Raw genomic sequence first — 20,932 nt, forward strand, 5'->3', positions numbered from 1 at the left:
GTACAGACTGACAAACGCAACAAATTTATTCGGGGCGAGGGTTGGCACCGTGCTCACTCATCGTAGCTTTTCGTGGGCCGGGAGGTCGTATTGATACGTTGCTGTACAATTTAGCACCCGAATGTAGAAAAATATCTTTATCCTCAATTGCTTAAGCTGCAGAGTGGCGGGCAACCCGTAAGTGCGCGTTACTCGCAAATTTGCAGTTTAAAGTATGACGGATAGTAAAATGGACGGAGACAGGATGAATAACCCAATAAAATGGCGGCGGATTTCATGGTCGCTAACAATGTGTTTATGTGTATGGCAGGGGGCAAATGCGGCACCGCAGCAGCCTGAATCGCCTGTTTCTTACGGTGTGGGGGCGGATACGTTTCATCCTGTAAAAGAGCAGCACGGCATGGTCGCGTCAGTGGATGCGCTGGCGACGCAGGTTGGTGTCGATATTTTAAAACAGGGAGGCAACGCCGTTGACGCGGCAGTTGCTGTGGGATTCGCCCTCGCGGTGACGCATCCGCAGGCAGGAAATATTGGCGGCGGCGGTTTTATGTTGCTGCGGACTGCGTCAGGCCGTACAACGGCTATCGACTTCCGTGAAATGGCCCCGGTGAAAGCCAGCCGCGATATGTTTCTTGATAAGCAAGGTAATGCAGACAGCAAGCTTTCCCTGACTTCGCATCTGGCTTCAGGCATTCCTGGTTCAGTCGCAGGTTTTGCTTTAGCCGCACAGAAATACGGTACTTTGCCACTGAGTCGTTTGTTGCAACCCGCCATTATGCTGGCCAGCAAAGGTTTTGTGGTCAATCAGGCACTGGCAGATGACCTGAATACGTACGGTAAAGAAGTACTGCTTAGTCATCCCAACAGCAAGGCGATATTTTTTAAAGCGGATGGCACGCCCTGGCAGCGAGGTGAGCGTTTAGTTCAACGTAATCTTGCGCGCAGCCTGACGTTAATTGCACAGCAGGGACCCGATGCCTTTTATAAAGGGAAGATCGCCGATGAAATCGCGGGTGAAATGGCAAAGCATGGCGGATTAATCAGTAAAGCCGATCTGGCAGCCTACCGCGCGGTTGAGCGTAAACCGGTGAGTGGAAGCTACCGCGGATATGAGGTTTTTTCCATGCCACCTCCCTCATCGGGCGGCATTCATATCGTGCAGATCCTAAATATTCTTGAAAATTTCGACCTGAACAAAATGGGTTTCGCGAGTGCTGACGCAATACAGACCGTAGCTGAAGCGGAGAAATACGCCTATGCCGATCGCTCTGAATACCTTGGCGATCCCGATTTTGTGAAGGTGCCTGAGCAGGCGTTGACCAGCAAAGCCTATGCAAAAACGTTGGCGGAGCAGATTGACCTGGCGAAGGCTCGCCCATCCTCAGAGATCAAACCGGGTAAACTGGCACCGTATGAAAGCAATCAAACCACGCATTTCTCCGTGGTGGATAAAAGCGGTAATGCGGTTGCGGTAACCTATACGCTAAACACCAATTTTGGCAGCGGTATTGTCGCTGGCAACAGCGGTATTCTGATGAATAATCAGATGGATGACTTTTCGGCTAAACCGGGTACACCGAACGTTTATGGTTTGGTTGGCGGCGAAGCGAACGCGGTTCAACCTTACAAACGTCCACTGTCTTCCATGTCACCGACCATCGTGGCGAAGGACGGCAAGACTTGGCTGGTAACCGGGAGTCCTGGCGGTAGCCGTATTATCACTACCGTGCTGCAAATGGTGGTTAACAGCATCGATTTTAGGATGAATGTTGCCGAAGCCACCAATGCACCACGTTTTCATCATCAATGGTTGCCAGACCAGTTACGGGTGGAAAAAGGCTTCAGTCCGGATACGTTGCGCCTGTTGGAACAGAAGGGGCAACATGTGAAGGTTGAACCCGCGATGGGCAGTACGCAAAGTATTATGATTGGGCCTGATGGCACGCTGTATGGCGCATCAGATCCGCGTACCATTAATGACTTAACCGCAGGGTATTAAGCTATTTGCGATGGAGCCGGTTTGGCCCCATCGCGAATTCATTTTATCTCAGGTTTTCAGGCCTTCAGCGACTGAGCGATTTGCCCCTTCTGCGGCCCGCATAGCCTCAGATGAAGGGGATAAATTCCAGTCAGGTAAAAAAAACCTTTACAGATGCGAATGATAATGATTATTATTGTCGCGCATTCACGGAACGTCCTCCCGGACCTGCTGTGAAAGCACGACATTGCTCACATTGCTTACGGTATTTCTTAGCCAGCTCGGGTGCTGGCTTTTTTTTTGCCTGCCACTTACCCGCTGCTGTTCCGTACGACTCTGGCAATCTCTTTCATTTTTTTTGAACAGAGGCGTGAAGTTTTTCAGCTATTATCCCGCCTGTTTACCGTTCACACTGGGTAAAAAATTAAGGGGAGTCGAATATGATTTATCATCGTAAAGCTGAAGATCGTGGCCATGCTAATCGTGGTTGGCTGGACAGCTGGCATACTTTCTCTTTCGCTGATTACTACGACGCGGACTTTATGGGTTTCTCCGCGCTGCGGGTCATTAACGAAGATGTGATTGATGCCGGAAAAGGGTTTGGTACTCATCCCCATAAAGATATGGAAATTTTGACCTATGTGCTGTCAGGCGTGGTAGAACATCAGGACAGTATGGGCAACAAAGAGCAGATCCCTGCGGGTGAGTTCCAGATTATGAGCGCGGGCACTGGCGTGACTCACTCAGAATACAATGGGAGCCAGCATGAAGCCTTACATCTTTACCAGATCTGGATTATTCCGGAAGAGAACGGCATTACACCGCGTTATGAACAACGGCGTTTTGATGATGCCCAGGGACGCCAATTAGTGCTGTCACCGGATGCGCGCGAAGGCTCTCTGAAGGTTTATCAGGATATGACACTTTCACGCTGGGCGTTTAATGCGACAGAGCAGGGCTCGCTGAATATTGAGAACGGACGTAGCATCTGGATCCAGGTCGTTAAGGGAGATCTTGATGTAAATGGCTATAAGCTTTCTACCAGTGATGCCCTGGCGATCCATGATGAAGAGGCACTGTTGATCCAGGCGGTGAGCAACGCCGAAATACTGCTCTTTGATCTGCCCCCGGTTTAACCGGTATCGCCGTGGGGGCCTTACGTGCCCCCTTTCTCTGCCCTTCCTGAGATCCTGCCGTATTACGCATGAACCGCCTGTGGAGGCTGGTTTATTGTTCCTGCCTCGTTTTTGGTAAACTCACGGTTTACTTATCCTACCGTCGATAACAATGAAGAAAAAAAGACCTGTACTACAAGATGTTGCCGATCGTATCGGCATCACTAAAATGACCGTCAGTCGCTATTTGCGTAACCCGGAACAGGTTTCGGCGGCGTTGCGTGAGAAAATCGCCGTGGCGTTAGATGAGCTTGGGTACATCCCTAATCGAGCGCCAGATATGTTGTCGAACGCCACCAGCCGTGCAATTGGCGTATTGCTTCCATCGTTAACCAACCAGGTGTTCGCTGATGTATTGCGCGGTATTGAAATGGTCACTGATGCGGCCGGTTATCAAGCACTGTTAAGCCACTTTGGCTATAGTCAGCAAAAAGAGGAGTTGCAACTACGTTCTCTGCTGGGTTGGAATATTGATGGTCTGATTTTAACCGAGCGTAATCATACGCCTAACAGCTTACGTATGATCGAAACTGCCGGTATTCCGGTGATTGAAATGATGGATTGTGTCTCCCCCTGTCTTGATATGGCGGTCGGTTTCGATAACGTGGAGGCCGCACGGCAGATGACGCAGGCGATTATTCGCAAAGGCCACCGGCATACCATTTACCTTGGGGCCCGTCTTGATGAGCGTACGCTGCTGAAGCAGCAAGGTTACGAACGAGCGATGCGTGAAGCTAATCTGGAACCGCGTAGCGTTATGATGGAGCAAGCCTCCTCTTTTAGTGCTGGCGCAATGCTATTTGGTGAGGCACGGCGACGTTATCCGGATACCGATAGTGTGTTCTGTACTAACGACGATTTGGCCGTAGGGGCGATGTTTGAGTGCCAGCGTCAGGGATTGCGCGTACCGGACGATATCGCGATTGCTGGATTTCACGGTCATGATATTACTCAGGTAGTGACGCCAAAGCTGGCGACGGTGCTTACGCCGCGTGAGCGTATGGGGCAGGAGGCTGCCGCCATGTTATTAGCACGCATTGGCGGTGACAAGGCGGTAATCGCTCCGTTAGATGTGGGGTTTGAAATATCGGAAGGTGGCAGTATCTGATACCGCCATTTTTATGAGGCACTTCACATTTATCATCTTTTCTCCTCAGAGCGGTTGCTAAGCCGACCGCATGTACTGAAAATGTTACCCGTAATTGTTATCGGTAACATGACTGTTCATCTGCTGGAGTTAAACAATGAAAACGCATTTCTCGTCACATCATGTGTTTGTTTTGATGGGCGTGTCCGGTAGCGGTAAGTCAGCCGTTGCCAACGACGTTGCCTGGCAGTTAAAAACGGCTTTCCTTGATGGCGATTTCCTTCACCCCCGAGCGAATATTATCAAAATGGCTGAAGGACATCCGCTTAACGATGAGGATCGCCAGCCATGGCTACAGTCACTCAATGATGCAGCTTTCGCAATGCAGCGGACTCAACCGGTTTCGCTTATCGTCTGTTCAGCGTTGAAAAAGCGTTATCGCGATATCCTGCGGCAAGGTAATAGCAACCTGTCTTTTATTTATCTGAAAGGGGATTTTGCAACCATCGAATCCCGTCTAAAAGCGCGCAAAGGACATTTCTTTAAACCGCAGATGCTGGTTACGCAGTTCTCCACGCTGGAAGAGCCGGGCGCTGATGAATCAGATGTGTTGGTGGTTAATATCGATCGATCGCTTGAAGAGGTTATTCACGCCACAGTCGCAGCCATTGAAGGTGTGATCAAAAAGGATGCGTAGTTAATGAGTACCGCAACACTGGTTTTGACAGCGGCAGGTTCTGTTTTACTGCTGCTGTTTTTAGTCATGAAAGTGCGCATGCACGCCTTTGTCGCACTGATCTTAGTGTCTATGGGGGCGGGGGTCTTCTCCGGTATGCCGCTCGATCAGATCACAGAAACCATGCAAAAAGGCATGGGAGGGACACTCGGTTTCCTGGCTATCGTGGTCGCTCTGGGGGCGATGTTTGGTAAGATCCTGCATGAAACCGGTGCGGTTGATCAAATTGCTATTCGTATGCTGAAAACCTTTGGCGAAAGCCGGGCGCATTACGCCATGGGCATTGCAGGATTGATATGTGCGCTGCCTCTGTTTTTTGAAGTGGCGATTGTCCTGCTGATTAGTATCGCTTTCGCTGTAGCACGTCGCACGCAGGATAATCTCGTCAAGCTGGTTATTCCACTGTTTGCCGGCGTGGCAGCGGCGGCCGCTTTTCTGTTACCCGGCCCCGCACCGATGTTACTGGCTGCACAGATGCATGCTGACTTTGGCTGGATGATTCTGCTGGGGTTAGGGGCAGCGATTCCCAGTATGCTAATTGCCGGTCCTCTGTTCGGTAACTTTATTAGCCGGTATGTTGAGTTTTCCATACCGGAAGAGACCTCGCAGCCTGATATCGACAACGCCAAAATGCCCTCTTTTGGTTTTAGCCTGTCGTTGATCCTGTTCCCACTGGTGCAGGTGGGGATGAAAACCATTGGCGCCCGCTTCACTCCTGAAGGTTCGGAACTGTATCAATGGCTGGAATTTATCGGCCATCCGTTTACCGCGATTCTGCTGGCATGTCTGGTCGCCATTTATGGCCTGGGCTGGCGGCAGGGCATGGATAAAGAGAAAGTGATGGCGATCTGCGGCAGTGCACTGCAACCTGCAGGCATTATTCTATTGGTGATTGGCGCTGGCGGCGTATTTAAACAGGTGCTGGTTGATTCGGGCGTGGGGCCAGCGCTCGGTCACGCGCTAATCGGCGCGGGATTACCGATTGCACTGGCGTGCTTTATTCTCTCCGCAGCGGTACGTGTAATTCAGGGATCGGCAACGGTTGCCTGCCTGACTACTGTCGGTCTGGTAATGCCCGTGATTGAGTCGTTGCACTATTCAGGTGCGCAGATGGCCGCGTTGTCGATCTGTATTGCTGGCGGCTCTATCGTGTTGAGCCACGTTAATGATGCTGGCTTCTGGCTGTTTGGTCGTTTCACGGGGGCGACTGAGGCGCAAACGTTAAAAACCTGGACGCTGATGGAGACGCTGCTGGGCACTGTGGGTGCGCTGGTGGGGATGGGGGCATTTACGCTGCTGTCGTGATTTTTATCTATCGTGGCCTCACTGACGTGAGGCCACGTTTTACGTTTAAGTACCACTGACGGCAAGGCTTGCCCTCTTTATCACTTTCGCGCTGAGGCGGGACTAAATCTTCAAATAGGCGCGGATACCATCCAGGAACATCTGGGTGGCCAGCATAATTAAAATCAGCCCCATCAGGCGCTCCAGTGCATTAACACCTTTATCTCCCAGTAGTCGCAGGAAAAGGCCAGATAGCAGCAGTATAATAACCGTTGCACCCCAGGCAATGAGCAGTGCGCCAACCAAATGCCCCATTTGCTGTGGATGCTGATGCGAGAGCAGCATCAGTGTTGCCAGCAGTGAGGGACCGGCAACCAGCGGGATAGCCAGTGGTACCAGAAACGGTTCTTCGCCGGCAGATAATCCGGTGCTATTACTCTCTTGCGAAGGGAAAATCATCTTGATGGCAATCAGGAACAGGATGATACCGCCAGAGATGGAAACTGTCTCCGTACGCAGGTTGAGGAACGCCAGAATCCTTTCGCCAGCGAACAGAAACAGCAGCATGATAACCAGCGCGATCAACATCTCACGCATGAGCACCACTCGCCGACGTCTGGGCTCAAGGTGTTTTAGAACCGACATAAAAATCGGTAAGTTGCCCAGTGGATCCATAATTAACAGCAATAATACTGTTGCCGAGATCATTTCAGTCATCGTTGGCGTTCTCTTCTTCTTTCCCGTGTGCTTCCCGCAGTTCGAACGTTGCCGCCGTGCTGCAATTCGTATTCTTTAAGGTATATAAGTGAGACTGCTAAAAAGTTACTCACTATTGATTTAATTCACTTGCCAGTTTTGCTGCATTTTGTAATGTGGTAGCACCAGGTAAATCTAATCGTAATCTTTATAACCTGCATCCTTGAGGTTGCATCTGCGTTGGTGACGCTCATTTATCCGAATCACTTACCTTACAGGTAAGCTTGACGGAATGGACACCCTCGCCACTCAATAGTGCAGTTCTGGTTGGTCGAAGTCGGGTCGAGCCCGGTTCGGGTGTCTCTTTTGTTGAAGGACGGACGCTATTGCCACCGCCAGTTTGTTATCAGCCATTCGAAGCAACGGAGCGTACTGAAATACGTGAAGATTGCAAGCACTGTGCGCGGTCAAACTGGCAAGTAAAATAGCCCGTAACATAGGTTGAAAATGAAATCTGTAGGACTGGTTGGCTGGCGTGGCATGGTCGGGTCAGTATTAATGCAGCGCATGAGCGAAGAGCGCGATTTTGATGCCATTCGCCCGGTATTTTTCTCGACATCTCAGCACGGCCAGGCCGGGCCAGCGTTTGGCGGCCAGTCTGCCGGCACGCTGCAGGACGCTTCGGATATTGACGCATTAAAAGCGCTGGACATCATCATTACCTGCCAGGGCGGGGATTACACGCAAGAAATTTATCCGAAATTGCGCGCAAGTGGCTGGCAGGGATACTGGATCGACGCCGCCTCTTCATTGCGTATGGAAGAGGACGCCATCATCATCCTCGACCCGGTAAACCAGCATGTGATCCGTCAGGGGCTAGATAAAGGCATCAAAACCTTTGTCGGCGGCAACTGTACCGTGAGCCTGATGTTAATGTCACTGGGCGGTTTGTTTGCCAATAACCTGGTTGAATGGGCGTCAGTGGCGACGTATCAGGCGGCTTCTGGCGGTGGTGCGCGCCATATGCGTGAGCTGTTGATCCAGATGGGAATGTTGCACGATAACGTGGCGACCGCGTTGCAAAACCCGGCGTCAGCCATTCTGGATATTGAACGTAAAGTCACGGAAATGAGTCGTTCAGGCGTGTTGCCGACCGATAACTTTGGTGTGCCGCTGGCGGGCAGTTTAATTCCGTGGATCGATAAACAGCTGGATAACGGCCAGAGTCGTGAAGAGTGGAAAGGCCAGGCTGAAACGAACAAAATTCTGCAAACGTCCCGGACAATACCGGTGGATGGATTATGCGTTCGTGTGGGAGCGCTACGCTGCCACAGCCAGGCATTCACGCTGAAGTTGAAACAGGATGTGCCACTGACAGAAATTGAGCAGATGCTTGCCTCCCATAATGAATGGGTGAGAGTGGTGCCGAACGATCGCGAGCTGACAATGCGTGAGCTGACGCCTGCCGCGGTAACAGGTACATTGAACACGCCAGTTGGGCGTTTGCGTAAGCTCAACATGGGACCTGAGTATCTCTCTGCCTTTACCGTGGGCGATCAGCTGTTATGGGGGGCCGCAGAGCCGCTGCGTCGCATGCTGCGTTTGCTGATAGATTAATCAGCGATTTCTGATGATGAATGAGCCAGCGTTAACGCTGGCTTTATTCTGAAAAGATGAGGCAATGAGTTCAATCGCATTCGCGTGCGATAAGCGGGCAGATAATGGCGCATGTCGCTGCCTTCCTGTGATTAATACATCTTACCCCTCATCAACGAGCCTCGGACCGGTATCAAACCGCACATTATCCACTGCAGCCGGTGTCGCCTCTTGCCTGTGTTTCAGGTGAAATATCTTCCATTTTGAGCCCATAGACAGATATTTTCATTTTTTGTCCCGGCTTATGCCTTGCTTTAGCTATGCTTAAAACGACCCGTGATACTTCGGGCTGCGGGTTGGTTGGCTGCGTACTTATCTGTCCTGGCCACTGGCTCTTGTCCGTTCCCGGAGATATCCAGGCTTGCTGCTGCCCCGTAACCTGGAGTATTCGGGCTTATTTCTATTTTCCGAACTGAATGTTGCTGTGCGCGGCAAAGATATTCTGTTCCAGGATGAACGCCCTCCTTGTCCGTGTGCGAATGGCTCAATAAAAAGCAGCGCACTTCTGGTATGCACGTGTCGTCGTGCATCCCGTTTTCGCCTGCCTCAGGTCACAGGAAGAACGTCATGTCAGAGCTACCCGATCGCCAGGCGATCAATGCGGTTATTGCCGGTCATTATGCCGATCCCTTTGCGCTTCTCGGTATGCATCAAACTGAACACGGTTTAGTGGTCCGTGCGCTGTTGCCTGATGCGTCTGATGTCTGGGTGATTGAAACCCGCACTGGTCGTCAATGTGCTCAACTGAGCTGCCATGATTCACGCGGTTTTTTTAGCGGCGTTATTCCTCGTCGTAAAAATCCCTTTCGTTATCAGCTTGCTGTGACCTGGCACGGTGAGCAAAACCTGATTGATGATGCCTACCGATTTGGTCCGCTGCTGGCCGAACTGGATAGTTGGTTACTGGCTGAAGGGACACATTTGCGCCCGTACGAAACGATGGGCGCACACGCGGATGTGTTGGATGGGGTGATTGGAACCCGCTTTTCTCTGTGGGCACCGAATGCACAGCGTGTGTCGGTGGTCGGCGAGTTTAATTATTGGGATGGGCGCCGTCATCCGATGCGCTTTCGACGTGAAAGCGGTGTATGGGAACTGTTTGTGCCTGCTGCGCGCCATGGCCAGCTCTATAAATTTGAAATCATTGATGCATTTGGACAATTGCGGCTTAAAGCCGATCCCTATGCCTTTGAAGCGCAGATGCGACCTGAAACCGCCTCGATGATTTGCGGCATCCCTGAAAAAGTGGAGATGGCGGCGGAGCGTAAAGCGGCAAATGCCTTTGATGCACCCATTTCAATCTATGAAGTTCACTTGGGCTCCTGGCGCCGCCATACCGATGATAACTATTGGCTCAGCTATCACGAACTGGCGGAGCAACTGATCCCCTACGTTAAAGAGATGGGTTTTACGCATATCGAACTGCTGCCGATTAATGAGCATCCTTTTGACGGTAGCTGGGGTTATCAGCCATTGGGGATGTATGCGCCAACGCGTCGTTTTGGACCGCGTGATGATTTTCGCCAGTTTATTGCGGTTGCCCATGCTGCCGGGATCAACGTTCTGCTGGACTGGGTCCCCGGACATTTCCCTGCAGATGACTTCGGCCTGGCAACGTTCGATGGGACCGAACTGTACGAGCACGGCGACCCGCGTGAAGGTTTTCATCAGGACTGGAATACCCTGATCTATAACTATGGCCGCCGTGAAGTGAGTAATTATCTGGCTGGTAATGCGCTTTACTGGATGGAGCGCTTTGGTATCGATGGGTTGCGCGTCGATGCGGTGGCGTCAATGATCTACCGTGACTACAGCCGTAAAGAGGGAGAATGGATCCCCAATTCTTACGGTGGGCGGGAAAATCTTGAGGCGATTTCATTCCTGCAATATACCAACCGCACCCTGGGGCGTGCTGCTGCGGGCAGCATTACCGTTGCAGAGGAGTCCACTGATTATCCTGGCGTCACACGTCCTCCGGAAACGGGCGGGCTGGGCTTCTGGTTTAAATGGAACCTCGGCTGGATGCATGACACGCTCGACTACATGGCGCTCGATCCGGTGCACCGGAAATACCATCATAATCTGCTTACCTTTGGCATGTTGTATAACTATACCGAGAATTTTGTGCTGCCGCTGTCACACGATGAGGTGGTACATGGCAAGCGGTCAATCCTCGATCGTATGCCGGGCGATGCCTGGCAGAAGTTTGCAAATTTACGCGCTTATTACGGTTGGATGTGGGCATTTCCCGGCAAAAAGTTGCTATTTATGGGCAATGAGTTTGCGCAGGGAAAAGAGTGGAATCACGATATCAGCCTCGACTGGCACCTGCTGGAGGGTGAGGATAACTGGCATCATGGCGTACAACGGCTGGTGCGCGATCTCAATCTCACCTACCGCCATTATGCGCCTATGCATCAGCTTGATTTCGATCCCGCCGGTTTTGAATGGCTGGTGGTGGATGATAGCGAGAATTCAGTTTTTGTTTTTGTAAGACGCGATTGTGACGGTAACGAAATTATCGTTGCGACCAATTTTACCCCGGTTCCTCGACATGATTACCGTTTCGGCATTAACCAGCCCGGCGGCTGGCGCGAAATTTTAAATACCGATGCGGGGCATTATCACGGCAGCAATCTGACTAATGACGGGACCGTTTACAGCCAGCCGATTACCCGCCACCAGCGCGAGCACTCAATCAGTCTGACCTTGCCGCCGTTAGCGACGATCTGGTTATGCAAGGAGGCGCAATGAGCCGATTGCAACCCGGGCAGCCATTCCCGCTGGGTGCCTCTTATGACGGTAAAGGGGTCAATTTTACGCTGTTTTCGCAGCATGCTGAACGCATAGAACTTTGCCTGTTTGATAAACAGGGAAATGAGACACGGCTGGAGGTGCCTGCGCGAACGGATAATATCTGGCATGGCTACCTGCCTGCGGCAAAGCCAGGACAGCATTATGGTTATCGCGTTCACGGGCCGTGGCAGCCGCAGGTGGGGCACTATTTTAACCCGCATAAATTATTAGTTGATCCCTGCGCGCGTCACGTGGTTGGCGATATCGCTGACGACCCGCGTTATCAATGTGGCATGGCGCAAATGAACCCCGAAGATAATGCCGCGATTGCACCAAAATCCGTGGTGATTACCGATGAATTTGACTGGGAAGAGGATGTGGCACCGCGGACGCCGTGGGGTTTAACGGTGATTTACGAAGCGCATGTTCGGGGCCTAACCCAGTTACATCCGGATATCCCCAAAAATATTCGTGGCAGTTACGCTGCGCTCGGTCATCCGGTCATGATCGACTACTTCAGGCGGCTAGGAATCTCTGCGCTTGAGCTGTTGCCCGTCGCCAGTTTCGCCAGCGAACCCCGACTACAGCGGCTGGGACTGAGTAACTATTGGGGATATAACCCATTGGCGCCTTATGCGTTGCACAGTGGTTATGCTTCAGGAAGCACCTCCTCGGCGTTAAATGAGTTCCGGCAGTCGGTCAAGGCGCTGCATCGGGCGGGCATTGAAGTCATTCTGGACGTGGTGTTTAACCATACGGCGGAGCTGGAAGAAAGCGGCCCAACGTTGTCGCTACGTGGTATTGATAATCAAAGCTACTACTGGCTGAGCGAACAGGGCGAATACCAAAACTGGACCGGCTGTGGCAACACGCTCAATCTCAGTCATCCGGATGTGATGCATTGGGTGCTGGACTGCCTGCGTTATTGGGTCGACGTGTGCCATGTTGATGGTTTTCGTTTTGACCTTGCCACGGTACTTGGCCGTACTCCTGACTTCCAATCCAATGCCGCACTATTTGCGGCGATAGCGGGCGATCCGCTGCTCTCTCAGGTCAAAATGATTGCTGAGCCTTGGGATGTCGGTCCCGGAGGTTATCAGGTAGGACATTTCCCCGCGCCTTTTGCCGAATGGAACGACCATTTTCGTGATGCAGCCCGCCGCTACTGGCTGCATGGCGATCTCTCCAATGGCGATTTTGCCCGCCGCTTTGCCGGTTCAAGTGATGTTTTCCAGCGTGACGGACGTTTACCTTCGGCCAGTATCAATCTGGTGACGGCCCACGATGGTTTTACGCTTTGTGATGTCGTGAGTTTCAACCATAAACACAATGAAGCCAACGGTGAGGATAACCGCGACGGTAACAGCAATAACTTCAGCCATAACCACGGAGCCGAAGGCTTACACGCCGCACTACCGGTACTTGAAGGCCGCCGATGCAGCATACATGCGCTGCTCACCACGCTGCTGCTGGCGCAGGGAACACCGATGCTGCTGGCCGGTGATGAACACGGCCATAGTCAACATGGCAATAACAATGCCTATTGCCAGGACAATGCCCTGACCTGGCTTAACTGGCAACAGCAGGATACGGGGCTGATAAGTTTTACTGCCGCGCTTATCCATCTACGTCGCCGCATCCCGGCGCTCACCCGGGATGCCTGGTGGCAGGAGGGCGATGGTAACGTGCAATGGCTCAACGCTGGCGGCCAGCCGCTGACGCATGGTGAGTGGGAACAGGGCATACATCGATGGCAAATCCTGCTGTCGGCGCGTTGGTTAATCACGATAAACGCGACGGAAGAAGTAGGCGACATCACCTTACCCGACGGGGAGTGGCACGCCATTCCTCCTTTTGCCGGCGAGGATAATCCCATCCGGTCAATGGTCTGGCACGGTCCCGCGCATGGCGTGAGCGTATTCCAGAAGCAGATATAAGGAGTCAGAGATGGTCAAAATTGAAAGAGCCGATCGCCTGATGTTGGCACGCCAACTTCCTGCACAAACCGTTGCTCTGATCCTTGCTGGTGGACGTGGCTCACGACTTCAGGATCTCACGGCGAAACGAGCGAAACCCGCCGTACACTTTGGCGGTAAGTTCCGCATCATCGATTTTGCGCTGTCGAATTGCCTTAACTCTGGTATTCGGCGCGTTGGCGTTATCACGCAATATCAGTCGCACACGCTGGTACAGCATATCCAGCGTGGCTGGTCTTTTTTTAATGAAGAGATGAACGAGTTTGTTGATTTACTCCCTGCACAACAGCGCTTTTCGACCGAAAGCTGGTACCGCGGCACGGCGGATGCGGTGACGCAAAACCTCGATATCATTCGACGTTATAACGCGCAGTACATCGTGATCCTGGCTGGCGATCATATCTACAAGATGGATTACTCGCGTATGTTGCTTGATCACGTCTCGAACAACGCGAAATGTACCATTGCCTGTCTGCCGGTGCCGGTTGCCGAGGCGTTTGCCTTTGGTGTGATGGCGGTGGATAACGACAACCGTGTGATCGATTTTGTTGAGAAGCCCGCTAACCCTCCCACCATGCCCGGTGACGATAGCCAGGCATTGGCCAGTATGGGTATTTATATTTTCAACGCGGATTATCTTTATCAACTGTTGGAGGAGGATTTGCAGCAGCCGAACTCACAACATGATTTCGGTAAGGATCTGCTGCCGAAAATCGTCGCTAGCCAGGAGGCCTGGGCACACTCCTTTAATCTTTCCTGCGTACAAAGTGACGATACGGCCCCCCCTTACTGGCGCGATGTGGGTACGCTGGAAGCTTACTGGCGCGCTAACCTTGATTTAGCTTCGGTGACACCCGAGTTGGATATGTACGACCATGAATGGCCAATCCGTACCCATATGGAACAGTTGCCTCCTGCCAAATTTGTACAGGACCGTTCCGGTAGCCATGGCATGACGATGAACTCGCTGGTTTCCGGCGGCTGCATTATCTCCGGTTCAGTGGTGGTGCACTCGGTGCTGTTTCCGCGCGTTCGTGTTAATTCATTCTGCAATATCGATTCTTCCGTACTGCTGCCGGATGTGGTGATTGGACGTTCATGTCGTCTGCGCCGCTGCGTCATCGATCGTGCCTGTAACATTCCCGAAGGAATGGTGATTGGCGAAAACCCTGATGAAGACAGCCGTCGGTTCCATCGTTCAGAAGAGGGGATCGTACTGGTTACGCGCGCGATGCTGGCCAGGCTGGCCAGCATCGCAGGCTGACAGGCGAAAATAATATTGATACCGCAATCGACGCAGAGGAATGCGTTCGAGCCCAGTAAAGGAGCCGAGAATGCAGGTTTTACATGTCTGTTCAGAATTTTTTCCGCTGCTTAAAACCGGTGGGTTAGCTGATGTCGTTGGTGCGTTGCCGGCTGCACAAATTGCAGAAGGCACCGATGCGCGAGTGCTGTTACCGATGTTTCCCGATCTGCGCAAAGGGATTAGCAATACGGAAGTGGTCGCCGAGGTCATGACTTTTGCCGGCTTTGTCCGGCTGCATTTTGGCCAATTTAACGGTGTGGGTATTTATCTTATTGAAGCGGCAGGCCTGTACGATAGGCCCGGCAGCCCGTATCACGACGAAGCGCAATTTGCCTGGACGGATAATCATCTGCGCTTTGCGCTGCTGGGGTGGATGGGTTGTGAATTGGCGTGTGGATTAGATAGCTACTGGCGCCCGGATGTTGTGCATGCACATGACTGGCATGCCGGCTTAGCCTGCGCCTACCTGGCAGCGCGTGGCCGACCGGCAAAATCGGTATTTACCGTACATAATCTGGCTTATCAAGGGCTTTTTTCTGCCCATCATATGGAGCAGATACAGTTGCCGTGGTCATTCTTCGACATGCACGGGCTGGAGTTTTTTGGTCAAATTTCGTATCTGAAAGCCGGTCTGTATTACGCCGATCATATTACTGCGGTAAGCCCAACTTATGCACATGAGATTACCTCCCCGGAATATGGTTACGGCATGGAGGCACTGCTGGAGCAACGACTGCGCGAAGGGCGGCTGAGCGGCATCCTTAATGGCGTCGATCCGGCAATTTGGGATCCGTCCCAGGATTTATTACTGAATGCACGCTATAACCGTGATGTACTCGATGCCAAAGCGGAGAATAAGCGCCAGTTGCAGACAGCGATGGGGCTGAAAGTGGATGACAAAGTACCGGTTTTTGCCGTAGTCAGCCGTTTGACTCGTCAGAAAGGCTTGGATCTGGTGCTGGAAGCACTGCCGGGGCTACTGGAGCAGGGGGGGCAACTGGTGCTGCTGGGCGCGGGCGATGCGGTTTTACAGCAGGGATTTCTGGCGGCAGCGGCGGAGTATCCGGGCCAGGTTGGTGTACAAATCGGTTATCACGAAGCATTTTCACACCGAATTATTGGTGGAGCCGACGTCATTATGGTCCCCAGCCGTTTTGAGCCGTGCGGCCTGACGCAATTATATGGCCTGAAGTACGGGACCTTACCACTGGTGCGTCGCACGGGGGGGTTGGCGGATACGGTAAATGACAGTTCGCTGGAGAACCTCGCCGATGGCGTTGCCAGTGGGTTTACCTTTGAGGACAGTAACGCCTGGTCGCTGCTTCGCGCGATTCGGCGAGCTTTCGTATTGTGGTCCCGTCCTTCGCTATGGCGTTACGTACAGCGCCAGGCGATGGGTATGGACTTTAGCTGGCAGGTAGCTGCACAGGCCTACCGCGATCTTTATCAACGTTTGCTGTAACCAATCATTGGGATACTTGATATGAACGCACCTTTTACCTACGCCTCACCCACGCTCAGCGTTGAAGCATTGAAAAATTCGATTGCCTATAAGCTGATGTTTACGCTTGGTAAAGATCCGTCCGTTGCCAATAAACATGAGTGGTTAAATGCGACGCTACTGGCGGTACGCGATCGTATGGTTGAGCGCTGGCTGCGCTCCAATCGTGCGCAACTCTCACAGGATGTCCGGCAGGTTTACTATTTATCCATGGAGTTTCTGGTCGGGCGTACGCTCTCAAATGCGTTACTGGCGGTGGGTATTTATGATGATATCAATAGCGCGCTGGAAGAGATGGGATTGGATCTGGCTGAGTTAGTGGAGGAGGAGAGCGATCCGGGTTTGGGAAACGGTGGATTAGGTCGTTTGGCTGCTTGTTTTCTTGATTCACTGGCGACGCTTGGTTTGCCGGGGCGCGGTTATGGTATTCGTTACGATTACGGTATGTTTAAGCAAAATATTATCGACGGACGCCAGGCTGAATCGCCTGATTATTGGCTTGAATACGGAAACCCCTGGGAGTTCCAGCGCTTTAATACGCGTCATAAAGTACGTTTTGGCGGGCGTATACAGCATGAAGGCAACCGGGTACGCTGGGTAGAAACTGAAGAAGTACTGGCAACAGCCTTCGATCAAATTATTCCCGGTTACGATACCGATGCGACCAATACGCTCAGGTTATGGGGCGCACAGGCGAGTAATGAGATCAACCTGGGGAAATTTAATCAGGGCGACTATTTTGCCGCGGTTGAAGATAAAAACCATTCCGAAAATGTGTCCCGCGTGCTCTATCCCGATGATTCAACCTATTCAGGTCGTGAGCTGCGCCTGCGGCAGGAGTATTTCCTGGTGTCTGCGACGGTGCAGGATATTCTGAATCGCCACTGGAGCATGCATCAAACGTTCGAGAACCTTGCGGATAAAATTGCGATTCATCTCAATGATACGCATCCGGTGTTAGCCATCCCCGAACTGATGCGATTATTAATTGATGAGCATAAGTACGGTTGGGACGATGCTTTTGAAGTGACCTGCCAGGTATTCTCGTATACCAACCATACGCTGATGAGCGAAGCGCTGGAAACCTGGCCGGTGGATATGATTGGTAAAATTCTGCCCCGCCATCTGCAAATTATTTTTGATATTAATGATTACTTCCTGAAAACGATTCAGGATTACTACCCGGATGACTGGGAACTGCTGTCGCGTATTTCCATTATTGATGAAAATAACGGCCGGCAGGTGCGTATGGCCTGGCTGGCGGTGGTGGTGAGCCATAAAGTCAATGGCGTTTCGGAGTTACATTCGACGTTGATGGTGCAGTCGTTGTTTGCGGATTTTGCCGAATTGTTCCCGGGGCGCTTTTGTAATAAAACCAACGGTGTAACGCCGCGGCGGTGGCTGGCGTTGGCCAACCGCCCGTTGTCTACTGTGCTTGATGAGGTCATTGGACGTACCTGGCGTACCGATCTCAGCCAGCTCAGTGATATCAAACCCCATATCGATTACCCGACGTTTATTGAACAGATTGCCGAGGCTAAGCTGGAAAATAAGAAGCGGCTGGCACAGTGGGTGGCGAAAAATCTTGATGTGGTACTCGATCCTAATGCGTTATTTGATGTGCAGATTAAGCGCATTCATGAATATAAGCGTCAGTTGTTAAACGTACTGCATATTATTACGCGTTATAACCGCATCAAGGCGGATCCTGACGCTAACTGGGTACCCCGAGTGAGTATTTTCGCAGGTAAAGCCGCATCGGCCTATTATATGGCGAAACACATTATTCATTTGATCAATGACGTGGCGAAACTGATCAATAACGATCCGCAGGTGAAGAATAAGCTGAAAGTGGTGTTTATTCCCAATTATGGTGTGAGCCTGGCGCAGATCATCATTCCGGCGGCTGATCTTTCCGAGCAAATTTCCCTGGCCGGTACTGAAGCGTCCGGGACCAGCAATATGAAGTTTGCGCTTAATGGTGCCTTAACGATTGGTACGCTCGATGGCGCGAACGTTGAAATGCAGGAGCACGTCGGGAAAGAGAATATCTTTATCTTCGGGAATACGACACCGCAGGTTGAGGCCCTCAGGCGTAACGGCTACAACGCGCATCAGTATTATGAAGAAGATATGGAGTTACGGCAGGCACTCACCCAGATTGCCACCGGTATGTTCAGCCCACAGGAGCCTGGACGCTATCGTAACCTGTTTGATTCACTGGTAAACCTCGGCGATCACTATCAACTGCTGGCGGATTATCGCAGTTACGTGGATACCCAGGATAAGGTGGACGATCTTTATCGCCAGCCGGAAGAGTGGCAGCGCCGTGCGGCGCACAATATTGCCAATATGGGGTATTTCTCCTCCGATCGCACTATTCAGGAATATGCCGATGAGATATGGCATATTTCACCGGTACGACTGTAAAGGGGACAAGTTGATTACGTGGGCGCTTGGCCCTGCCCGAGCAGAAATAAGAAAAACCGCCATCCTGTGGCGGTTTTCGGTTTTTCTTGCGGATTGGCGCAATTACGATGCCAGCGAAAGCGTAGATTTTTTAACGTTAGCGGCCAGCCATTCGCGGACGCGCGTTTGTTGTTTTTCATCCAGCCACATACCTTGTTTGGTACGGCGCCAGATCGCATCATCCAGTTCACATACCCATTCGTGCTCAACCAGATAACGCAACTCGGCCTCGTAGAAGTCGTGCCCGAAATTTTCACCTAAATCTTCGAGGCTTTTCGCATCTTTAAGAATTGCCTCGCTCCGGCTACCGTAAGTGCGCGCGTAATGGCGTGCCATTTCCTCAGTGATAAAGGCATAACGGCGACGCAGGCTGTTGGCGTAGTCCTCACGCGAAGTGGCAATATCACCGCCCGTCAGCACACAGTTTTTGGTCCATGCCGGGCCAATATTGTCGTAATATTTGGTTAGCTTTTCCATCGCATGCTCAGCCAGCTTACGATAGGTCGTCAGCTTACCGCCGAACACGGAGAGTAACGGGGCTTTACCCTGATCGTCATGTACATCAAGGGTATAGTCGCGGGTAATTGCCTGAGGCGAATCTGATTCATCATCGCACAATGGACGTACGCCGGAGTAGGTCCAGACGATATCCTCACGCGCCAGGCTCTTTTTGAAGTGTTCATTGAACACGTTCAGCAGATAGTCGATTTCGCTATCTTCAATCGCGACTTTTTTCGGATCGCCGTTATATTCCACGTCGGTGGTCCCGATAATGGAAAACTCATCCATCCAGGGAATAACGAAGACGATACGGTGATCCTCGTTTTGCAGAATATAGGCTTGCTTCTGTGTATGTACGCGAGGGACAACGATATGGCTACCTTTAATCAGGCGAATGCCATAAGGGGATTTTAGCTTTAATTCTTCATCGAATATCTGTTTGACCCAGGGGCCACCCGCATTGACCAGGCCTTTAGCGCGCCAGGTCGTCGTTTTACCGCTATCAATATCTTCGGCTTCCACTATCCACAGGCCATCTTCGCGCCAGGCACGAGTGACGCGGGTACGGGTACGCACGTCGCCGCTATGTTTTATCACTTCCTGGGCATTCAGCACGACCAGTCGGGCATCATCTACCCAGCAGTCAGAATATTCGAAACCGCGCACGATTTCAGGTTTTAGTACCGAATCTGCGCCAAATCGCAATCCTTTACTCGCTGGCAGGCTGGTCCGTTTTCCCAGATGATCGTACATAAACAGACCGGTACGGATCATCCAGGCCGGGCGAAGGTGAGGACGATGCGGCAGGCGAAAGCGCATCGGAAAGGCGATATGTGGCGCCATTCTAAGCAGAACTTCACGCTCGGCTAGTGCTTCACTAACCAGACGGAACTCATAGTGTTCAAGATAGCGCAACCCGCCATGAATCAGTTTAGAACTGGCGGAAGAGGTTGCGCAGGCCAAGTCTTGTGCTTCCAGCATCAGCACAGACAGTCCGCGTCCTGCGGCATCGGCCGCAATACCGGCACCGTTGATGCCGCCGCCGATTACGATCAAGTCTTTGGTTTCCACGTCATCTCCTCCGATGTTCGGAATCGTTCATTTATGTTCGTTTTCGAGCATTATACTAATCGTAAACCAACATTGATGCCAGCGTTAACCAAACAAAAACATTTATGCGTGATGCAGATAACATTATTAACGTAAGAAATGCGGTGCAACATCGCTTTTCGCGGTGATCGCGACGGCGCCCCTGGGGGGAAAAAGAAAGCAAGCATGGTGCCGCTCTTTCCGGGGTAACACCCGACAATCCGGGTTATTTCACCTATAGCCTCTGGGTTTGTCTGGTTATTGCAGCCTGACTTCAGGTTACAATAGCGGCAAGTTCGTTTCGTTATTGACTGGAAAACACCATGGAACAATTTGAATGTATCAGCGTTCATCAGGCGCAAGAGCAATTATTACAGGGCACTGGGCGGCTGGTAGATATCCGCGACCCGCAAAGTTTTGAAGCGGCTCATGCCAGTGGCGCTTTTCACCTGACTAATGGTTCGCTTAATGCTTTTATTGAGCAAGCTGACTTTGATACGCCGGTTCTGGTGATGTGTTATCACGGTAATAGCAGTAAGGGCGCAGCCCAGTATTTACTGACTCAGGGCTTTGATCGGGTATATAGCATTGACGGTGGTTTTGAAGCCTGGCGTGCGGCTTTCCCGCAGCAGGTTGAAGCGGACGTTCGCTGATGTGGCAATATTCAAAGGGACAAGGGCGG

The 20,932-nt window shown here is 51.8% G+C and carries 14 protein-coding genes; 12 read left to right on the forward strand and 2 right to left on the reverse strand.

Annotation, left to right across the window (positions count from 1 at the left end):
* Positions 1–244 precede the first annotated feature (244 nt).
* The 5 genes from ggt (at position 245) to gntU (ending at position 6,281) form a co-directional block, all read left to right on the forward strand.
* Entirely contained in the window at positions 245–1,999 is a 1,755-nt protein-coding gene (ggt, locus tag J1C60_RS01230; protein WP_128177016.1) for a gamma-glutamyltransferase, read from the forward strand.
* A gap of 419 nt (positions 2,000–2,418) precedes the next feature.
* On the forward strand, positions 2,419–3,114 hold the full coding sequence (locus J1C60_RS01235; RefSeq protein ID WP_128177018.1) for a pirin family protein: 696 nt from the start codon (positions 2,419–2,421) through the stop codon (positions 3,112–3,114).
* Positions 3,115–3,265: 151 nt separating this feature from the next.
* Positions 3,266–4,261, forward strand: coding sequence for a gluconate operon transcriptional repressor GntR (gntR, locus tag J1C60_RS01240; protein WP_128177020.1), 996 nt, complete (start codon positions 3,266–3,268; stop codon positions 4,259–4,261).
* A 136-nt stretch (positions 4,262–4,397) separates the two neighbouring features.
* Complete coding sequence (gntK, locus tag J1C60_RS01245) at positions 4,398–4,937, forward strand: gluconokinase (RefSeq protein WP_128177022.1); 540 nt, start codon at positions 4,398–4,400, stop codon at positions 4,935–4,937.
* 3 nt (positions 4,938–4,940) lie between these two features.
* Positions 4,941–6,281 carry a gluconate transporter gene (gene gntU / locus J1C60_RS01250; RefSeq protein ID WP_128177024.1) on the forward strand — a complete coding sequence of 447 codons (1,341 nt, stop codon included), beginning with the start codon at positions 4,941–4,943 and terminating at the stop codon, positions 6,279–6,281.
* A gap of 102 nt (positions 6,282–6,383) precedes the next feature.
* Here the strand turns inward: gntU and J1C60_RS01255 are convergent, their stop codons facing one another.
* Entirely contained in the window at positions 6,384–6,977 is a 594-nt protein-coding gene (locus J1C60_RS01255) for a YhgN family NAAT transporter (protein WP_128177026.1), read from the reverse strand.
* A 486-nt stretch (positions 6,978–7,463) separates the two neighbouring features.
* On the opposite strand from J1C60_RS01255, the gene asd reads away from it, so the two are divergent.
* From asd to glgP, 6 genes are all read left to right on the forward strand, one after another.
* On the forward strand, positions 7,464–8,573 hold the full coding sequence (asd, locus tag J1C60_RS01260; protein ID WP_128177028.1) for an aspartate-semialdehyde dehydrogenase: 1,110 nt from the start codon (positions 7,464–7,466) through the stop codon (positions 8,571–8,573).
* Positions 8,574–9,179: 606 nt separating this feature from the next.
* Positions 9,180–11,366, forward strand: coding sequence for a 1,4-alpha-glucan branching enzyme (gene glgB / locus J1C60_RS01265; protein ID WP_128177029.1), 2,187 nt, complete (start codon positions 9,180–9,182; stop codon positions 11,364–11,366).
* A complete protein-coding gene (gene glgX, locus J1C60_RS01270; protein ID WP_128177031.1) occupies positions 11,363–13,345 on the forward strand; it encodes a glycogen debranching protein GlgX in 1,983 nt (660 codons plus the stop codon). Before glgB ends, glgX begins: the two co-directional genes overlap by 4 nt.
* A 10-nt stretch (positions 13,346–13,355) precedes the next feature.
* Positions 13,356–14,648 (forward strand): glucose-1-phosphate adenylyltransferase, encoded by a 1,293-nt coding sequence (gene glgC / locus J1C60_RS01275; RefSeq protein WP_128177033.1) that lies wholly within the window; start codon positions 13,356–13,358, stop codon positions 14,646–14,648.
* Between the two features lie 70 nt (positions 14,649–14,718).
* Positions 14,719–16,152, forward strand: a complete 1,434-nt coding sequence (glgA, locus tag J1C60_RS01280; protein WP_128177035.1) for a glycogen synthase GlgA — start codon at positions 14,719–14,721, stop codon at positions 16,150–16,152.
* 21 nt (positions 16,153–16,173) lie between these two features.
* Positions 16,174–18,621: a glycogen phosphorylase gene (glgP, locus tag J1C60_RS01285; RefSeq protein ID WP_128177037.1), complete on the forward strand. Its 2,448-nt coding sequence runs from the start codon at positions 16,174–16,176 to the stop codon at positions 18,619–18,621.
* A 102-nt stretch (positions 18,622–18,723) separates the two neighbouring features.
* Here the strand turns inward: glgP and glpD are convergent, their stop codons facing one another.
* Positions 18,724–20,232 (reverse strand): glycerol-3-phosphate dehydrogenase, encoded by a 1,509-nt coding sequence (gene glpD / locus J1C60_RS01290; protein ID WP_128177039.1) that lies wholly within the window; start codon positions 20,230–20,232, stop codon positions 18,724–18,726.
* A gap of 341 nt (positions 20,233–20,573) precedes the next feature.
* Here glpD and glpE point away from each other — a divergent pair, with 341 nt between their 5' ends.
* Complete coding sequence (gene glpE / locus J1C60_RS01295; protein ID WP_128177041.1) at positions 20,574–20,903, forward strand: thiosulfate sulfurtransferase GlpE; 330 nt, start codon at positions 20,574–20,576, stop codon at positions 20,901–20,903.
* The last annotated feature ends 29 nt before the right edge of the window (positions 20,904–20,932 follow it).

Source organism: [Pantoea] beijingensis (assembly GCF_022647505.1).
Taxonomy (GTDB): domain Bacteria; phylum Pseudomonadota; class Gammaproteobacteria; order Enterobacterales; family Enterobacteriaceae; genus Erwinia; species Erwinia beijingensis.

What these genes read in the sequence shown, in the direction of transcription:
- ggt (WP_128177016.1), top strand. Translation starts at nt 245, where the DNA reads ATGAATAACCCAATAAAATGGCGGCGGATTTCATGGTCGCTAACAATG.
- J1C60_RS01235 (WP_128177018.1), top strand. Translation starts at nt 2,419, where the DNA reads ATGATTTATCATCGTAAAGCTGAAGATCGTGGCCATGCTAATCGTGGT.
- gntR (WP_128177020.1), top strand. Translation starts at nt 3,266, where the DNA reads ATGAAGAAAAAAAGACCTGTACTACAAGATGTTGCCGATCGTATCGGC.
- gntK (WP_128177022.1), top strand. Translation starts at nt 4,398, where the DNA reads ATGAAAACGCATTTCTCGTCACATCATGTGTTTGTTTTGATGGGCGTG.
- gntU (WP_128177024.1), top strand. Translation starts at nt 4,941, where the DNA reads ATGAGTACCGCAACACTGGTTTTGACAGCGGCAGGTTCTGTTTTACTG.
- J1C60_RS01255 (WP_128177026.1), bottom strand. Translation starts at nt 6,977, where the DNA reads ATGACTGAAATGATCTCGGCAACAGTATTATTGCTGTTAATTATGGAT.
- asd (WP_128177028.1), top strand. Translation starts at nt 7,464, where the DNA reads ATGAAATCTGTAGGACTGGTTGGCTGGCGTGGCATGGTCGGGTCAGTA.
- glgB (WP_128177029.1), top strand. Translation starts at nt 9,180, where the DNA reads ATGTCAGAGCTACCCGATCGCCAGGCGATCAATGCGGTTATTGCCGGT.
- glgX (WP_128177031.1), top strand. Translation starts at nt 11,363, where the DNA reads ATGAGCCGATTGCAACCCGGGCAGCCATTCCCGCTGGGTGCCTCTTAT.
- glgC (WP_128177033.1), top strand. Translation starts at nt 13,356, where the DNA reads ATGGTCAAAATTGAAAGAGCCGATCGCCTGATGTTGGCACGCCAACTT.
- glgA (WP_128177035.1), top strand. Translation starts at nt 14,719, where the DNA reads ATGCAGGTTTTACATGTCTGTTCAGAATTTTTTCCGCTGCTTAAAACC.
- glgP (WP_128177037.1), top strand. Translation starts at nt 16,174, where the DNA reads ATGAACGCACCTTTTACCTACGCCTCACCCACGCTCAGCGTTGAAGCA.
- glpE (WP_128177041.1), top strand. Translation starts at nt 20,574, where the DNA reads ATGGAACAATTTGAATGTATCAGCGTTCATCAGGCGCAAGAGCAATTA.